At 61.4% G+C, this 15,649-nt stretch carries 11 protein-coding genes; 3 read left to right on the top strand and 8 right to left on the bottom strand.

The window, feature by feature from the left end:
• Positions 1–2 precede the first annotated feature (2 nt).
• From I6E51_RS05185 to manA, 7 genes are all read right to left on the bottom strand, one after another.
• On the bottom strand, positions 3–1,586 hold the full coding sequence (locus I6E51_RS05185; protein WP_197106178.1) for a DUF5719 family protein: 1,584 nt from the start codon (positions 1,584–1,586) through the stop codon (positions 3–5).
• On the bottom strand, positions 1,583–4,393 hold the full coding sequence (locus tag I6E51_RS05180) for a glycosyltransferase family 2 protein (protein WP_197109617.1): 2,811 nt from the start codon (positions 4,391–4,393) through the stop codon (positions 1,583–1,585). The genes I6E51_RS05185 and I6E51_RS05180 overlap by 4 nt, the downstream gene beginning before the upstream one ends.
• A gap of 104 nt (positions 4,394–4,497) precedes the next feature.
• Positions 4,498–4,824, bottom strand: coding sequence for a WhiB family transcriptional regulator (locus tag I6E51_RS05175; RefSeq protein ID WP_197107160.1), 327 nt, complete (start codon positions 4,822–4,824; stop codon positions 4,498–4,500).
• A gap of 140 nt (positions 4,825–4,964) precedes the next feature.
• A complete protein-coding gene (locus I6E51_RS05170) occupies positions 4,965–5,912 on the bottom strand; it encodes a GDP-mannose 4,6-dehydratase (RefSeq protein ID WP_197106180.1) in 948 nt (315 codons plus the stop codon).
• A complete protein-coding gene (locus tag I6E51_RS05165) occupies positions 5,909–6,898 on the bottom strand; it encodes a GDP-mannose 4,6-dehydratase (RefSeq protein ID WP_197106181.1) in 990 nt (329 codons plus the stop codon). Before I6E51_RS05165 ends, I6E51_RS05170 begins: the two co-directional genes overlap by 4 nt.
• A 114-nt stretch (positions 6,899–7,012) precedes the next feature.
• A complete protein-coding gene (locus I6E51_RS05160) occupies positions 7,013–8,281 on the bottom strand; it encodes a polysaccharide biosynthesis protein (RefSeq protein WP_197109616.1) in 1,269 nt (422 codons plus the stop codon).
• Between the two features lie 10 nt (positions 8,282–8,291).
• Positions 8,292–9,476 (bottom strand): mannose-6-phosphate isomerase, class I, encoded by a 1,185-nt coding sequence (gene manA, locus I6E51_RS05155; protein WP_197109615.1) that lies wholly within the window; start codon positions 9,474–9,476, stop codon positions 8,292–8,294.
• A gap of 108 nt (positions 9,477–9,584) precedes the next feature.
• Between manA and I6E51_RS05150 the strand changes: the two genes are divergently transcribed.
• From I6E51_RS05150 to I6E51_RS05140, 3 genes are read left to right on the top strand one after another with little or no spacing between them, the layout of a single operon-like run.
• Positions 9,585–10,769, top strand: coding sequence for an acyl-CoA dehydrogenase family protein (locus I6E51_RS05150; protein ID WP_197106184.1), 1,185 nt, complete (start codon positions 9,585–9,587; stop codon positions 10,767–10,769).
• 9 nt (positions 10,770–10,778) lie between these two features.
• On the top strand, positions 10,779–12,107 hold the full coding sequence (locus tag I6E51_RS05145; RefSeq protein WP_197109614.1) for an O-antigen ligase: 1,329 nt from the start codon (positions 10,779–10,781) through the stop codon (positions 12,105–12,107).
• Positions 12,104–13,405, top strand: coding sequence for an O-antigen ligase family protein (locus I6E51_RS05140; protein WP_197106186.1), 1,302 nt, complete (start codon positions 12,104–12,106; stop codon positions 13,403–13,405). Before I6E51_RS05145 ends, I6E51_RS05140 begins: the two co-directional genes overlap by 4 nt.
• A 45-nt stretch (positions 13,406–13,450) precedes the next feature.
• On the opposite strand, the gene I6E51_RS14525 is transcribed toward I6E51_RS05140, so the two are convergent.
• A complete protein-coding gene (locus I6E51_RS14525; protein WP_197109613.1) occupies positions 13,451–15,481 on the bottom strand; it encodes an acyltransferase family protein in 2,031 nt (676 codons plus the stop codon).
• Positions 15,482–15,649: the final 168 nt, after the last annotated feature.

The raw sequence follows: 15,649 nt of genomic DNA, 5'->3' as shown, positions 1-15,649 counted from the left end.
CGCTAGGGAAAGACCGTCAGCGGTGAAGAACCTGGCGTCTGCGGGTCAATCGAATACGCCGCAATGAAGCCGTTCTCCGCCTGCGTAACACTCACATAGACCGGCCCACTCTGGGTGAGCGTGAACGTTCGTCCGCTCGACACCGGCACGCTTACGCTGGTGCCCGCCTCGATCGTGTACTCCTCGTTGAAACCCGCGTCGGCGGTGAGAGCAACATCAACTGCAGTCTCGCCGGCATTGGTCACGTTGACGGTGGCATCCAGCCCCGGAGCAACCGTGAACTGGGTGTCACCGCTGAGCGCCGGGCTCGAGGTAAACCAGGCAAAGTCTGTCGCCGAAATCTTTTCGCTCGCGCTGATTACGGCCGAGGTCGTGCGGGCGGCGGCAACGATGGGCTCGTCCGATTCGATCTGAACCGCGTAGGTTCCGGTGGCGAGTTCTTCGATCGGGATGTCGGTGACAACACCAGCGCTCAGGTCGAGAGTGAACTCAATAGGGTCACGCTCGGCATCCGTCGGTGTCAGCGTTGTGGTGATGGTCGCCGGTGCCTCACCGGGCACGAACACCCGGATCGCCGCAATCACGTCATCCGTTTCGGTTGCGGTGCCGCGCAAAGCCTGAATGGCTTCGAGGCTGGTCACTACCATCGCGGGAATTACGACCGAGCGAGATGACGGTTGGCTTGCGCCCACGATCTCCACACCGCCAGCATCGAGCCCACGCACGATTGACTGCTGCAGTTCTGCCGTGATCTGGCCACCAGTGCTCGTCACGTGCACGACGGGAGAAGAAATGCCCGGCGCAAACCCGGCAAGCGACAAGACGCGCTGTCCATTGGGCGGGACCACGATTCCGGTGGTACCGGCCGCTGACACGATCCCCCGCTCGTCGAAGATGTCGAGGGTGACTGTCGAGGCAACTTCGGTGGGGTTCGTCAGCGAAATCAGTGTCGTGCGCCCCGTGGTTGTCGAACCGCCAACGAGCCAACTATCGCCGCCGACAGCACGGCAGCCAGCAGCCGCGAAGCCAACATAGTCACCGATGTTCACATATTGCGATTGCGCGCCGCTCAGTCGCACGAGCGAGTCGGGAGATTGCGAGTCAGGGGCAGCACTCAACACCAACGGTTCCGCGACGGCTTCACCGGCTTGGGCATCCGAGGCGGAAATGCTGGACTGTTCAACAGTTCCCGTGCTCGACGAAAAACGTGTGAGGGCTTGCCCGAGAGTGAATACGGCGGATGCCGCTGCTCCTGATTCGTCCGAGAGCCGCAAGAGTGGCCCGGGGCACGTCAGCTGCTGCGCTGTGGGCACCGGAACAACGAGCTCGCTTGGCGGTGTCGCTGTGTACGAGGGAAGATCGAGAAAGCTCGAACCGAGCACCGCAGCGGCGGCAATTCCGATACCGAGTACTCCGACGACGACTCGCGCGCCGACGGCAGCAGCGGCTTTCGCCGAGACCGGCCGTTTTGCGCTCGATTCTGGCTCAGGAGCTCCCGTGAGTTCGTGGTCATCATCAAATTCTTCGCCAGTGGGCTGGTCGGGCAGCGCGGCGGCTTCGTCGGGGGTGAGTTCGTTGTCGATCATTGGTTCGCCTCAATCACGGTGACGGCGCTCTCCGCTTTGGCCGCTTTGAGACGGCGGCGACGAGTTGTCGGAATGGCGAGCAGAAGCGTCAGACCGAAGACAGTGGCCTGCCCGGCGAGCACAATCTGTCCCCAGCGAGTCTCCGTGTTGCTTGCGCCGACGGGAATCTCGGCTTCGCGCAGTTCGGGGTAGTGCCAGAGGTAGCCCTGGGCAGTATCGCCAATGGGGTTCAAGAGGCTGTTGCCATCGAGGGCTTCGATGATGCGCTGACGTGTTTCGGAGGTCTCTGGATCAGTTGCCGGTGTAAGTACGATGAACGCGACCTGAAGGTCGTTCAGTTCGTTCGCAATCGCGTAACCACTGCGTGAGGCAATGTTGCCGGCGAGCGTTGCGTTGACGAGTTCGGCGTCCGAAAGTTCGGTGCTTGTTGCGGCGAGCGTCGATTGCTCGTCGAGTCCTGAGCCGCGGCCGCGGTGCAGATCGACCGCGATAGTGGAGTCTGAGGTCACCGTGAGTTGGAGAGTGCCAAGTCCGTCGCGCTGTGTTGACTCTGCTGCGACAAAGGCGGGAAGCAGTCGCCCATTGCTCGTCGTGACGGGCACGTTGCCCGAGGCGAGCGACCACAGCGGTGCAGCAGAAATTCCGAGGATACCGACGAGGGCGACCACTGCTGGCAGGGCGGCATGACGGCCAAGACTATCGATCGCGACGATCACGGCGCCGCTGAGACCGAGCCAGTACAGGCTAAGACCGGCACCGGCCCAGACCGTGACTTCGGATTCGCCGGAAGCACTCACCGTCAGGTGCGTCGCGGCGACGGCGGTCGCGAAGCCCAACAGAGCGAGTGCGAGAGCGGGAACAGCGCGGCGTGTGCCGGGAACAAAGAGGCTCATGAGGGCGAGGGCCGCGAATGGTGCCAGCAGTAGCGCTACGAGGAGCGGGCCATAGCGATCGTTGAGACCGAGGGTCGCAAGGAGTTCGCTCCACCCGTTGGTTCCGGGAACGACGCTGCCGATCGCCAACTGCCAGCCGCTTGAGGCAACGCGGGCTACCGGCAGTCCGGGGTCGGCAAAAATGGCGAGAAGGGCGCCGCGACCCCACTGTTGAATCACGAGCGGCGCAAACAGCGCAGCGGCGGGAAGAACAATCCAGATCAGACGATGAGTCGACTTGGGGCGAAGCACAATCCACGCTACGAGCCCGATCACGAGAGCGGGAATCAGGCTCGGCGCCGAGGCCGTGATTACGGCAAAGAGCAGAGCGGCCAGTGCGGCCATCGCCCAGTTATGGGCAGCGCGCAACGCGGTGAGAATCAGCCACGGCAGCAGAATGTGAGCAAGAACAGCGCCTAGTTGCCCCTCGCCGAGAGCGACCAAGAAGCTCGGAGCGACCGTCCACGCAACGGCAGCGAGGGTTGGCGCCCAGGTGCGTTCCGAAATGGCTGCCGCACACAACCACGCCGCCAGCGCCGCCAGCGGCAAGGCCAAGAGATACAGCATCACGATGCTGAACGAGGGATTCCAGAATGTGAGCGACCCCAAGGCTGCGAGAACGGCGGCGAACGGATCCGCCGCTACTACCTGCTGGGCAAGATCGTTCCAGCCGTAGCCGACATGAGCCCAGAGTTCAGAAACGGTTGTCGAGAGTGGCAGGAGTCCGCCACCGATGAGGGCGTGAGCATCCACAAAGCGGGAAAAGCTGATCATGCCGAGGATGCCAGCCAGCAGCACGACCCAGGCGCCGCCATTTCCAAAGAACTTGGGTCGCTCAACTTCGAACGCGGCATCGGGCGCCGCTCCGTGACGTTCATGGGCCCGCATTTCGCGCAACTCTGCCCACGACATCCGTAGCGGGTCAACGGCCGCAAACCCCACCTTTTTGTTGCGTCGGAGGTTGCGGCGGGCTGCAACAACGCCGCCGTCGAAGATCGCGGCGAAGGCTGCGGCAAATTCACCCGCGATTGCCGTGGGACGTTTTGCGATGAGATGACCGAGCGACCGCAAGATCGCGAGGGGCAAGAGCGTCAGCCAGTGCAACGGCACCGCGACAGCGGGCGCGTATACGAGTCGACGGTGAAGCTGCGCAAAACGTTGCACGCGGTTATGAGCCGCCGCCGAGATCGTGCGCTTGCCGAATAGTTCCGGGCCACCAGAGCTTGCGACGCGAGCATCCGCGACAGCAACGACACGGTGGCCAGCCAAACGGGCACGAATACAGAAGTCGAGTGCCGCATCCACCGAGGTAAGTTTCGGGTCAAAGCCGCCGAGCGCCGTCCACACTTGGCGACGCACAAGCATGCCAGCGCCGGCCACGCCCATCGCGTCCGTTTGCACATCATGTTGGGCCTGGTCGAGTTCGTCATTGACAAGACCGACAGATCGCCCAAGAGGCGTCAGCGTTTCGCCGAAGTTCGAGATAACGGCGGGATCATCCCAGCGCACCAATTTGGGGCCAGCGACTGCAACCGATGGCGCAATTTCGACCGCTCCCAACAGTGCACGCAACGCATTCGGATCTGGCGCACTGTCGTGCGCGAGCAACCACAACCACTCGTTTTCTGTGGCCTGAGGAGCAGCAGTGTAGAGCGCAGCGCCGATCGCGCCACCAAAAGTCTTGTGCGCGTGAGCGTCCGCGATCTGCGCCGGGGCGGAGTCTGCCATGAGAGCCAGCGACTCATCACTGGACTCAGCATCAACCACGATGACCGAATCGGGTCGTCGAGATTGGGCCGCGATCGCGGCAAGTGTTCGTGGCAAATACTTCGCACCGTTTCGGGCGACTAGTACTGCGGTGACTCTCGGCTGCATTTGTTTGAGACTATGTGCCGCTAGCGCAGTTTTGCACTCGACGCGCTGCAGAGCCGCGAGTCTGAGAGCCGCCCCAATTCGGGGTTATGGCTCCGCTCGGACAACTAGCTCGCGCGCTTGCGGAGCTTGCGACGCTCGCGCTCAGAGAGACCGCCCCAGATTCCGAAACGCTCATCGTTTTCGAGAGCGTATTCGAGGCACTGGCTGCGAACTTCACACGAGGAACAAATCTTCTTTGCGTCACGAGTTGACCCGCCCTTTTCAGGGAAGAACGCTTCGGGATCTGTTTGTGCGCAGAGGGAGTCTGTTTGCCAGGACAGCGCATTGCCGTCTTCATCGGCGAGAGGTTGACGAACTCCGGGAACCCCAAGTCGTACGGGGTCAACAAACCAGTCGTCCGGAACTCCCGCGCGGTATCCGCTGTTGCCCATCTGGTCTTTCTCCCCTCCGCCTTTAATGCTTCGCATCAAATCGCGTTACATAATTACACCGGTGTAGTTCGCGAGAGTCAAGTCGCAGATCATAATTGCCTCGACTACGAGTTAAGGGTTATGGCGCGCCGTGACTTAAATTAACTCAGCAAAGCGAGATCGTGATCGACCATCGCTCCTACAATTTCATCAAACTTAACCTGCGGAGACCAACCTAGAATCTGCTGAGCCTTGCTCGCATCCCCCAGTTGTAGGGCGGCATCCCCCGTGCGCAGCAAAGAATCGGAGACCGTGAGGCGCTCAGACCAGTCGTCGACGCCCGCCCGTCCAAATGCAGCGGCCACGAAATCCCGCACGGAGTGAGAAACTCCCGTCGCAATCACAAAATCGTCGGCTTGTGGATGCTGCGCTGCTCGAACGAGCGCATCCGCGTAGTCGGGTGCCCAGCCCCAATCGCGGCGGGCATCCAGATTTCCGAGTTCGAGAGTGTCTTGCAGCCCCCGAGAAATCCGCGCAGCGGCCGCGGTGATCTTGCGGGTCACGAACGTTTCGGGGCGACGCGGCGACTCGTGGTTGTAGAGAATCACAGAAGAGGCTGCAACGCCCGCTGTGCGGTACGCGCCGACGAGTCCGTGAGCATAGGCCTTAGCGGCGCCGTAGGGGCTTGTGGGGCGCACTGGGGTGCTCTCGTTCTGGGGAGAGACGGTTGGCGCGCCAAAGATCTCTGCGCTCGAGGCTTGAACGAAGCGGATGTCGGCGTCGCCGCGGTCGTGAATCTTCTTGACCGCTGCGAGCATTTCTGCCACGACCGCGCCGTTCAGCCGCGCGGTGAGGGTCGGATTTTGCCACGACTGGTACACGGAGCTCAGCGCCGCCAGATTGTAAATCTCGTTCGGCTGCAGTTCTTCGATGAGTTCACCGATTGCACTATCCGCGGCGAGGTCGAGCTCGTGGGCGACGACTCCCGGTGTCACCAGTTCACCGGCATCGCGGGTGACACCGTGCACCTCATAGCCCTGCGCGAGCAGAAGCTCAGCCAGATACGAACCGTCTTGGCCTGTGACTCCGGTGATCAGTGCACGAGTCATGCGAGACCGGCGAGCGCTTTCTGTTCAGCGAGGTCGGCTTCGACCATCATCGCGACGAGCTCGGGGAATTTGACTCGCGGTTCCCACCCGAGCTTCTCCTTCGCCTTCGAGGAGTCTCCCACCAGCAAGTCAACTTCTGCGGGGCGCATGAAGCGCTCGTCGAAGGTGACGTAGTTTGTCCAGTCGTCGATTCCCACCGCGGCGAACGCGAAATCGAGGAGCACGCGGATGCTCTGGGTCTCCCCCGTCGAGATGACGTAGTCGTCTGCTTCATCCTGCTGCAGCATCAGCCACATTGCTTCGACGTAGTCACCGGCAAAACCCCAGTCGCGCTGAGCATCGATATTGCCGAGAGTGAGAGTGTCTTGGAGCCCGAGCGAAATTCGCGCTACGGCGCGGGTAACTTTGCGGGTCACAAACTCCGGGCCGCGGCGCGGGGATTCGTGGTTGAACAGCACGCCAGACGAGGCGTGCATGCCGTACGACTCGCGATAGTTGATGGTCATGTAGTGGCCGTAGACCTTGGCAACGCCATACGGCGAGCGCGGCCAGAGCAGCGTGTCTTCGTCTTGCGGAACGGTTTGCACCTTGCCGAACATTTCAGAGCTGGATGCCTGGTAGAACCGAACCTCTTGGCCGGTAGCGGCAGTGTGCAGTCGCACCGCTTCGAGGGCGTTCAGCACGCCCATGCCGGTGACCTCGCTGGTGAGGTGCGCGTTTTCCCACGAGTAGGCGACGAAGGAAATCGCGCCGAGATTGTAGAACTCGTCGGGCTGTGCAACGCTCATGGCGCGCATGAGGCTCGACAGGTCGGTGAGGTCTCCCGTAAGAATTTCGACATCCGGAATCACTCGCTCGAGCATTTCGCGTTTCGGGTTGTTCTGACCTCTCATGAGGCCGAAAACTGTGTAGCCCTTCGAGAGCAATAGCTCGGCAAGGTACAGCCCGTCTTGGCCGGTGATTCCGGTAATGAATGCGCGCTTCATAGTGATCTCTCTTGCTTGCGGTCGGTTCTGCCTAGGTTCCGAACCAACACGTCGGCCGAAGTAACGCTACTGGAACTTGAACGGTCGTGCAGAGGTCGGGGATGACCGTGTGGCCTAGAGCTCGGTAGGCGCAGCATCCGGCTTCGTCGTCGCCACAATGAACGCGCCGGCCTTGACGCGCAACCGCCAGACGAACAGCGCTTGCGTGCACACCGAGACAGTCTCGCCAATTGCGAGCCCCCACGCGCCTCCAGCAGCCCCGTAGGCGGCACTGAGCAACAGAATGGACGGGACACCCACGGTGGCAGCCAGCAGCACGCTGAGCATGAACTGGCGCCGCGCGCCCATTCCCACGAGGGTGATGCGACCAAGCGTTGTGCCGAGCGCAATTCCGAGGGTGGCAACACCGAGCCCGAGCGCCGTCGCTTCGTTGATCGCCACTTCGGCGCCAAAGAGCAGCTCAGACAGCCACGGACCGAGCAGGGCGAACATGACAAGTCCGGTCAGGCCGAGGCTGGCGTGCACGACGAAGGAGCGGCGGATGCGCTGCCCGAATTCGGCATTGCCTTCCTCGACGACCCAGCCTTGAAGTGCATTACCCAGCGCAGATACCGAGTATTGGCCGATGCGATAAAGCTTGTCTCCCGAGACGTACGCGGCTGCTTGAGCACTCGCCGCTGTCGCTCCGACAAAGGTCACGGCCAGCGAGTTGTAGGCGCCACCGGCAACCTCGGTGGTCACCGCCGAACGGTTCGCGCGAAACACTTCGCGCACCTCGTGTCCATCGCGGCGAACGAGTTCGGCCACCCCGGCTGTGCGCAGGGCAAACAAGACGACGCTCACCAGAGAGGCTGCCACGAGCAGCACCGGATACCAGAGCACATCCCCCGCATTCAGCACCACGACGGCGGCAATGATTGTCGCGACAATGCGCGGAGAGATCTCGTAAATCGCAATCAGGCTCGCGCGGCCAAGACCGATCATGAACCACGCGCTCGAGAGCCCCGTGAGGGTCATCGCGATCGCCATCACCGCGGCATCCACCCGGTAGTCACTCGGCGACACCAGCGCGGCGATTACCGCAGCCAGCACCGCACTCGGCAGCCACACCAGCACGCGGGCATGCAAACTCGTCACCAAAATGCGGGGACGGATGCTCGGAGCAGCCAACGCAATCAGCGGCGGGCCAACCGTGTTGAAGCCCAGCGCAACAATGAGCGCAAAGAATCCACCGCTCGATTGCCCCACCGCGATGGCGAGCCACGCATCAGCACCCGCAACCCTCGCCAAGATCGGCAGAAACAGGAAGGGCGTGATCAGCGACAGAAACGGCAGGCCAGCAAAACCGAGGATGCGTTTAGCGAAGCCTCCTCGTGCGGTCATGAGAGCAACACTATTGCGTTGCCGCCACAAACAACTGACCGGCGCCCCGCACTGTGAGCGTGCTCTCGTCGCCGGACACAAAAATTGATTCGCCGCGTGAGAGCGACGTCGAGTGATCGCTGCCACCGACAACGAATTGCCCCGCCGTGCACAACACGATCGCCGCGCTGTGCAGCTCGAGCGACGCATCTTCAGTCACTTCGAGCAGTTGGAAGTCCCGCACGGGTGGCCGGAACACTCGGGCTGTTGCCCCGACGGGTTCGGGCGCGAGATACGGCACCGGGCTCGCCGAGAAATCCAGAACGCGCAACAGCTCAGGAACGTCTACGTGCTTCGGAGTGAGCCCTCCACGCATCACGTTGTCTGACGATGCCATGAGCTCAATGCCCAGGCCGCGCAAATAGGCATGGATGTTGCCCGCAGGCAAAAACAGCGCCTCACCCTTGGCGAGCGTCACATGGTTGAGCATCAGCGAAATGAGCACGCCGGGGTCGCCAGCGTAGTAGCCGGCAAGCGTGCGCACGAGGGCGAACTCATCACTGGCATGGTCGGCTTCGGCGAGCGCCGTGACGCACTGCACGAGCTCCGGCACCGGGGCTGCGGCCGAAATGAGCCACTCGAACATCGCACGCAGGTCGGCGTCAGTGCGAGCGAAAGCCAACCACTCGGCGAACAGGGCCGGGCGAGGGGCGCTGCTGGCGGCATCCAATTCAGCAAGGCGCTCGATGGATGCTCGGGTGTCGCCCATGGATCGAAAACCGCACAGCGCCTCAAACGTGTCGCTCACCGCAACGATGAGTTCAGGCTTAGCGGACGCGTCTTTGTAGTTGCGGTACGGCGCGGTCAACGGAATGCCCGCTGCGTTTTCACGCGCGAAGCCCTCCGCAGCCTGCTCGGGAGTGGGGTGAGCTTGAAGGGAGAGGGGCGCACCGGCGGCAAGCACCTTCAACAAGAAGGGAAGCCGTTCGACTCCCGCGCCCACAACTCGCGCACCATCGCGCTGAATCCACTCGTTCAGATCACGGGCGCCGCCGGCCAGAGTCGGGTCGAGGATGACGCTGGGACTCCCCGGATGCGCACCAAGCCAGAGCTCAGCTTCAGGCTTTCCCGTCGGTTCCGTGCCCAGAAGCGCAGAGATTTCGCCAGCGGAGCCCCACGCGTAATCACGGGGCGTATTAGTGATGCCTACAAACATTCAGTCCACTCTTCTCGAAGCCTTAGCCCAAAGTACCAACCGTCTAGAAGCGACGTGTACTCACGCTTTAGGATCGCAGTGATTTCGATAAGCAATGGAGCGACGACTATGTCATTTGAGACCCTCAGCAGCGACTTCTACGGCTACGAGAATGCGCTGACCGATCAGGAGAAAGACACCATCCTGAAGCTGCGCGCATTTCTCGACAAAGAGGTGCGCCCGATTGCCAACGATCTGTGGGCTAAAGCGGAGTTCTTCGACCGCGACGTTGTCGTCAAGGGACTCGCCGACCTCGGACTCTTCGGACTCCCCTGGGCCGAAACCCAGCAGTTTCCCAACTCAGCCGTCTTCCGTGGCTGGGTGGCGCTAGAGCTCGCTCGTGTCGACGCCAGCGCCGCCACCCTCGTTGGCATGCAAAACGGTCTCGTCATGGGATCCATTGGTGTTGCCGGTTCGCAAGAACAGCGCGATGAGTGGCTGCCCAAGTTTGCTTCAGGCGAACTGCTTGGTGCTTTCGGCCTGACCGAGCCCCTCTCGGGTTCTGACACCGCCCAAGGCCTCCAGACCGTCGCCAAGCGCGAAGGCGACAATTGGATCATCAACGGCGCCAAGCGCTGGATCGGCAACGGCTCCATCAGCGACGTCACCATCATCTGGGCACGCGACGAAGCCGACAATCAGGTCAAGGGCTTCATCGTTCCCACGAGCACCCCTGGCTATTCGGCCACCCGCATCGAAAACAAGCAAGCACTGCGCATCGTGCAGAATGCCGACATCGTGCTCGAAGACGTCATCGTGCCGGAGAGCAACCGTCTGCAGAATTCCACCTCGTTCCGCGACACCGCAGCCGTGCTGCGCCTCACTCGCGCCGAAGTGGCGTGGGCTGCGGTCGGAAACTCCATCGGCGCCTACGAAGCCGCCGTCAAATACACGGGCGAGCGCATCCAATTCGGCAAGACCATCAGCAGCCACCAACTCGTTCAAGAACACCTCGCCAAGAGCCTCGGCAACATCACCGCATCCATTGGCATGGTTACCCGCGTCTCCGAAATGCTCGATGAGGGCACCCAGAAGGATGAGCACGCCGCCCTTGCCAAGGAATACACAGCAAGCCGCATGCGCGAGACCGTCGCGTGGTGCCGCGAAGTGCTCGGCGGCAACGGAATCGTTCTCGACTACGGAGTTATGCGCCACTTTGCGGACGCAGAAGCGATCTACTCGTACGAGGGAACTCGCGAGATGAACACGCTCATCGTGGGTCGCGCCATCACAGGCAAGGCAGCATTCGTCTAATCTTGCGTCATGCGACTGATTGAGCACCCACGGGCGCGCACCTGGTTTCTCACGCTGTCGCTACTGATTCTTTTTGGTGGAGACGCCTGGCGATACTCGGTGGGTTGGGTTGTCTGGGGCGCTGCCGCGGCCGGAATCGTTGTCACGTCTGTCGTGATTCTGGTTCAGTCTCGGCACCGCTGGAGCATCGGCGGACTGCCCTACCCCTTCGTCGTCTTCATGGCGCTCGCCACAGTGTCACTGGCGTGGTCACAATACCCGGCAGCGACAGCACTCGGCCTCGCAACGACCTGGATGACCGTGCTGGGGGCACTCACGCTCGCCATCAGTTTCAGCTGGCAAGAATTGCTCGACGGGCTCGCCCGCGTGCTGCGCATCCTGATTGCACTCTCGCTGCTGTTCGAGCTCATCATTGCGACGATCGTCCGAGGCCCTATCCTGCCGTGGACAGCCCAGCCAGCGGTGGCAGTGCCCGGCTACGACACCATCCCCAAGATGCTCTACTGGTCGCGCAACGAACTGTTTGAGACCTTCGACTCTGGGCGCATCCAAGGCATCGTCGGCAACGCCAACCATCTGGGATTCTTGGCACTGCTCGGCGTTATTGCCTTCTCGATCCAATGGGCAACCGGCAGTGTCAGCAAACGCTGGTCGATAACGTGGATCGCCCTCGCGGCGCTCACCCTGTTCTTCACCCGCTCGGCGACCGTAACCGTGGCGCTGGCAGCCGTCACCCTCACCGCTCTCGGACTTCTCATCATCCGCCGTCGCCGCACCGAACGCGCCCGACACCGCACCGCGGTTGGCTTCGTTGCGCTCGCCGTTGCCGCAGCGGCAACCGCATTCGCCCTCCGTGACACTATTTTCGGGTTGCTCGGCAAGAGCAGCGACCTCACTGGGCGTGCCGAAATTTGGCAGACCGTCATTGGGCTCGCCCAGCAGCGTCCGGCCTTCGGGTGGGGCTGGATCAGTTTCTGGATGCCGTGGGTCGAACCGTTCAAGGACCGCGTCATCCGCAACGGAGTCGTGCAGCTTCAAGCGCACGACACCTGGCTTGATGTGTGGCTACAACTCGGGATCGTCGGAGTCGTTGTGTTCGCCGTATTTGTGGCGTCAACGCTGGTGCGGGCGTGGTTCACCGCGATCGACCCGCCCCAGAAGGTGGCCACTGGCGTTGAGCCTTACTCGCCGCTATCGCTTTTGCCTATTCTCGTGATGGTGGCGCTTGTCGTGCAGAGCATCCCCGAAAGCAGGCTCATCGGCGAGTATGCTCTCGCTCTGCTGGTGATTATTGCGGTCAAGACCAAACGGCCCGATTGGATGGTGCGCTCATCATGATTCAGCCTCCCCCGCGCTATCGAGTGGCCATCGACACCGGTGCCGCCATCCTCGGATCCCCCCGCGTCTCCTCAGTACTCGCTACCGCGAGCGTGGGAACCGCCCTGTGTGCCTTCGCTCTTCGCCAGACCGCTGGCAATGCGGGGCTCCTCGCTATCGTGCTGAGCCTCGTTGTGCTTGTTGCCACGTCTCTTGCCGCCCAATGGCGCAATATCGGTTGGCGCGCGCTCGTTCCTATCTCGCTCATGGCGTTCACTGTCTGGGCCTGGCTGTCTGTCTTCTGGAGTCAGTACACACTTGAGTCGGTCGGTGCGGTGAGTTACATGCTCATCTTCACTGTGCTCGGCATCTACATCGCCTTGGTACGGGACACGATCCAGATCGTTCGGGCGTTTGGCGATGTCCTGAGGTTTGTCCTCGTGGTCTCCATCGGGCTTGAGATCCTGACCGGGCTCGTATTTGACACCTCCCTCAACGCTCTCTCGATTGCCGGAAATCTGGGGACTACCGACCCCATCCAAGGAATCTTTGGAGCGCGTAACCAACTCGGCATCATTGCCGTGATTGCTCTCATTACGTTCGCGACAGAATTGCGAACCAAATCCTTGCAACGCGGCTTCGCGATCGGCTCCCTCGTTCTCGCGAGCGTCGTTTTGTTGCTCTCACAATCGCCCCTCGCTTTCGGGGTCGCCCTCGTCATCCTCGCGGCGAGCGCAGCGCTCTACGCCCTCCGTCGCGTTCCATCCGGGCGTCGCCGCTACTGGCAAATTGTGCTCATCGGATTCGTGGCGACCGTTGCGATTATCAGCTGGGTCTCGCGAGTTGCCATCGTCGCGTCCTTCGACGCCAGTGGCGACCTGACCTACCGACTGCGGGTCTGGCGACAGCTCTGGGATCTCGGAGAAGTCCACCGCCTCGAAGGCTGGGGTTGGATCGGTCCGTGGAATGACGAGCTTGCGCCGTTCACCGCGTTCGGCAACTTCGGTGGGCGTGTTCCCGACTCTGCCCACAACGCGTATCTCGACGTGTGGTTCCAGCTCGGCCTCGTGGGATTCCTGATCTTCTTAGGACTCCTCGGTCTGGCTTTTATGCGCTCGTGGTTGCTCGCCTCGCGCCGGCGCAGCATTGTCTTTGCTTGGCCGGCTCTTGTACTGCTTGCGCTGATCGTGAGCGCCTTCGCAGAGAGCTCGCTGCTGATCGAGTTCGGTTGGCTCACCTTCGTCGTGTGCTGTGTCAAAGCAGCCCGTGAGCTCAGCTGGCGAAACGCCCTCGACACCAAGCCTCAGTCGGGGGTCTAGGAGCGCTGCGCGAGCGCTTGTGCGCTGCCAACTATCGCAGCGCACTCACGACAACGGGAGCGACTCCCACAACGCTGCTGACAGCGTGGTCGAATATTCGACAGTGACGTGGTGTGAATCGCGGTAGACGAGAGTTGAGCCAATAATGACTCCGCACGAATCGGCGTCGCAGAAGTAGTCCGTCAGGTCGACGAATGTTGCGCCCAATGCGGCGCTCGCCTCCGCGTCTGCCGCGGCAAAGGGTCCGTAAATTGCCTGAGTCCGGGGAGAAGCACATTCCTCTGCACTTTCGAGATGGACCTCGAGACACAGCGTCGGCGTTTCGTCAAAATGGGGTGTGTCCGCAATAACCGCGAGCTCGATCGACGGATCCAGCGCGGCACGTAGCTCTGAATAGCCCTTTTTCCACGCGGCGGTAGTTACCGGGTCGCCGTCCAGCGCGGTGTAGTTAGAGAGGTTTGAGATCACAACGAGTTCAGGCTTGATTTCATTGAGCCTGTCGGTCATGTTCGTGCGCCACTGTTCGCATGCGTCATCTCGCACGTTGTAGCGTGTCACTTTCACCGCAACGGAAGGGCACGAGGACTTGGTGAAAGAATACAAAGCGAACGACTGCTCGCTCGCCTCTTGCTCCAGAGCTGGAAACCACTGGGCAGCATGCGAGTCGCCGAAGAGCGCAATCGTGCGGGTCGCTGATAAATCTCCGAACTTGCATTCAGGATTCTCAGTTTGCTCGGCTGACCTGAGGTGACAGCCGTCCACATAGAGCACCGGAATGCTCTCACTCGCATTAGCCAACGAGGGTTCGAGGTTAGATGGTACGTAGCTAGTGAAACTTGGATACAGGCTAGGTTCCACTATCGCAGCTGCTTCACGTCCGGCATCCGTTGGCCTTGAATCGACGAGCACAAAAGCAGACAGCGCCATGACTGCAACGGTGGTTGACGCCGCGATACCCCACGTAACCGTGCGCCGCGGTGTCCGTGCTCGTCGCGAGTCCGAACGAATAAACGGTCGCTCTACAAAGCGATAAATCAGCCACGCGATCGGGACGGACACGAGAGCAACCAACACCTTAGCCATGGCGTTCGCCTCGGAAGGCACCCAGCCTAAGTAATCGACAAAAACGATGAGTGGCCAGTGCACCAGATACAACGAATATGAGATAGTTCCGAGGAACTGGAACGGTTTCAACCGCAAAAGCCGAAGCGGTCCGGCATCGCCTGCCTTACCACCGAAAGCGATCACTCCAGCGGCGCCGAGCACAGGCAATAACGCGGCGAAGCCCGGAAACGGCGTCGTATCCCCGTAGAGAATCGCGGCAAGCACGATCGCTACAATGCCGAGCCACGCGATGACCGCGGAGATGGCGCGGGGAAGAAGCGTGATGCGACTGAACGCGAGCGCGACTAGCGCACCGACCCCCAGTTCCCAGGCGCGCGATGCCGGGGAAAAATACGCCCAGGGGCCACTCGTTTCGACTAAGAAGGCACTCGTCAGCAATGATGCGACGACGATGCTTGCCACAAGCGCGACTCGCGCCGAGGCTGACTTGGCGAGCTTCCATAAGCCAAGCAAGACAAGCGGCCACAGCAAGTAAAACTGTTCCTCGACGCCGAGCGACCAGTAATGCTGAAAAGGCGACGCTGCAGTCTCGGCCAAGTAGTCGGTCCCCCGCACCGCAAACAGAAAGTTCGGCACATAGAAGACCGTTGCGACTGCGTCTTTTGCTGCGGACTTGACGAGTTCCGAAGGGAGAACGATGAAAGCTAGTACAACAGTCGCCGCTGCGACCGTTAGCGAGGCGGGAAGGATTCTCCGGGCACGACGCACGTAAAAGTCAGCGAAGCGCACCCTCGACGACCTGGCGAGCTCGCTCAATAAATGATTCGTAATCAAAAATCCGGAAATGACGAAGAAGACGTCGACTCCGACGAACCCTCCCGAGAGCGGCAAACCTGCGTGATAGACCAGAACAACAAGAACGGCGAGCGCGCGCAATCCGTGAATATCCGCTCGGAACCCTGCGCGCACAAACGGAGGCGTCGCCCGTTTGACTGAATCCGTTCGTGCCACTTTCGCCTCCGGTTAACACGTGGGGACTCAAGACAGCGGCCCGCGTGGGAATGAGGCCGCGCCTCAGGTCGCGCGAAGCGACAGCCCACACGCCACGTTAACTTCGCCGCCGATAGGGACCGAGCCCGCACCTAAAGTGTAGTCATTTGCGAACTTTGGTTTCTGCAT

Source organism: Salinibacterium sp. NSLL17 (assembly GCF_015864935.1).
Taxonomy (GTDB): Bacteria; Actinomycetota; Actinomycetes; order Actinomycetales; family Microbacteriaceae; genus Rhodoglobus.
The sequence above is the reverse complement of the archived record's forward strand: the minus strand, read 5'-3'. Positions and strand labels throughout refer to the sequence as shown.

Bases quoted from the DNA above. Each gene is read 5' to 3' on its own strand.
- I6E51_RS05185 (WP_197106178.1), bottom strand. From the start codon at position 1,586: ATGATCGACAACGAACTCACCCCCGACGAAGCCGCCGCGCTGCCCGAC.
- I6E51_RS05180 (WP_197109617.1), bottom strand. From the start codon at position 4,393: ATGCAGCCGAGAGTCACCGCAGTACTAGTCGCCCGAAACGGTGCGAAG.
- I6E51_RS05175 (WP_197107160.1), bottom strand. From the start codon at position 4,824: ATGGGCAACAGCGGATACCGCGCGGGAGTTCCGGACGACTGGTTTGTT.
- I6E51_RS05170 (WP_197106180.1), bottom strand. From the start codon at position 5,912: ATGACTCGTGCACTGATCACCGGAGTCACAGGCCAAGACGGTTCGTAT.
- I6E51_RS05165 (WP_197106181.1), bottom strand. From the start codon at position 6,898: ATGAAGCGCGCATTCATTACCGGAATCACCGGCCAAGACGGGCTGTAC.
- I6E51_RS05160 (WP_197109616.1), bottom strand. From the start codon at position 8,281: ATGACCGCACGAGGAGGCTTCGCTAAACGCATCCTCGGTTTTGCTGGC.
- manA (WP_197109615.1), bottom strand. From the start codon at position 9,476: ATGTTTGTAGGCATCACTAATACGCCCCGTGATTACGCGTGGGGCTCC.
- I6E51_RS05150 (WP_197106184.1), top strand. From the start codon at position 9,585: ATGTCATTTGAGACCCTCAGCAGCGACTTCTACGGCTACGAGAATGCG.
- I6E51_RS05145 (WP_197109614.1), top strand. From the start codon at position 10,779: ATGCGACTGATTGAGCACCCACGGGCGCGCACCTGGTTTCTCACGCTG.
- I6E51_RS05140 (WP_197106186.1), top strand. From the start codon at position 12,104: ATGATTCAGCCTCCCCCGCGCTATCGAGTGGCCATCGACACCGGTGCC.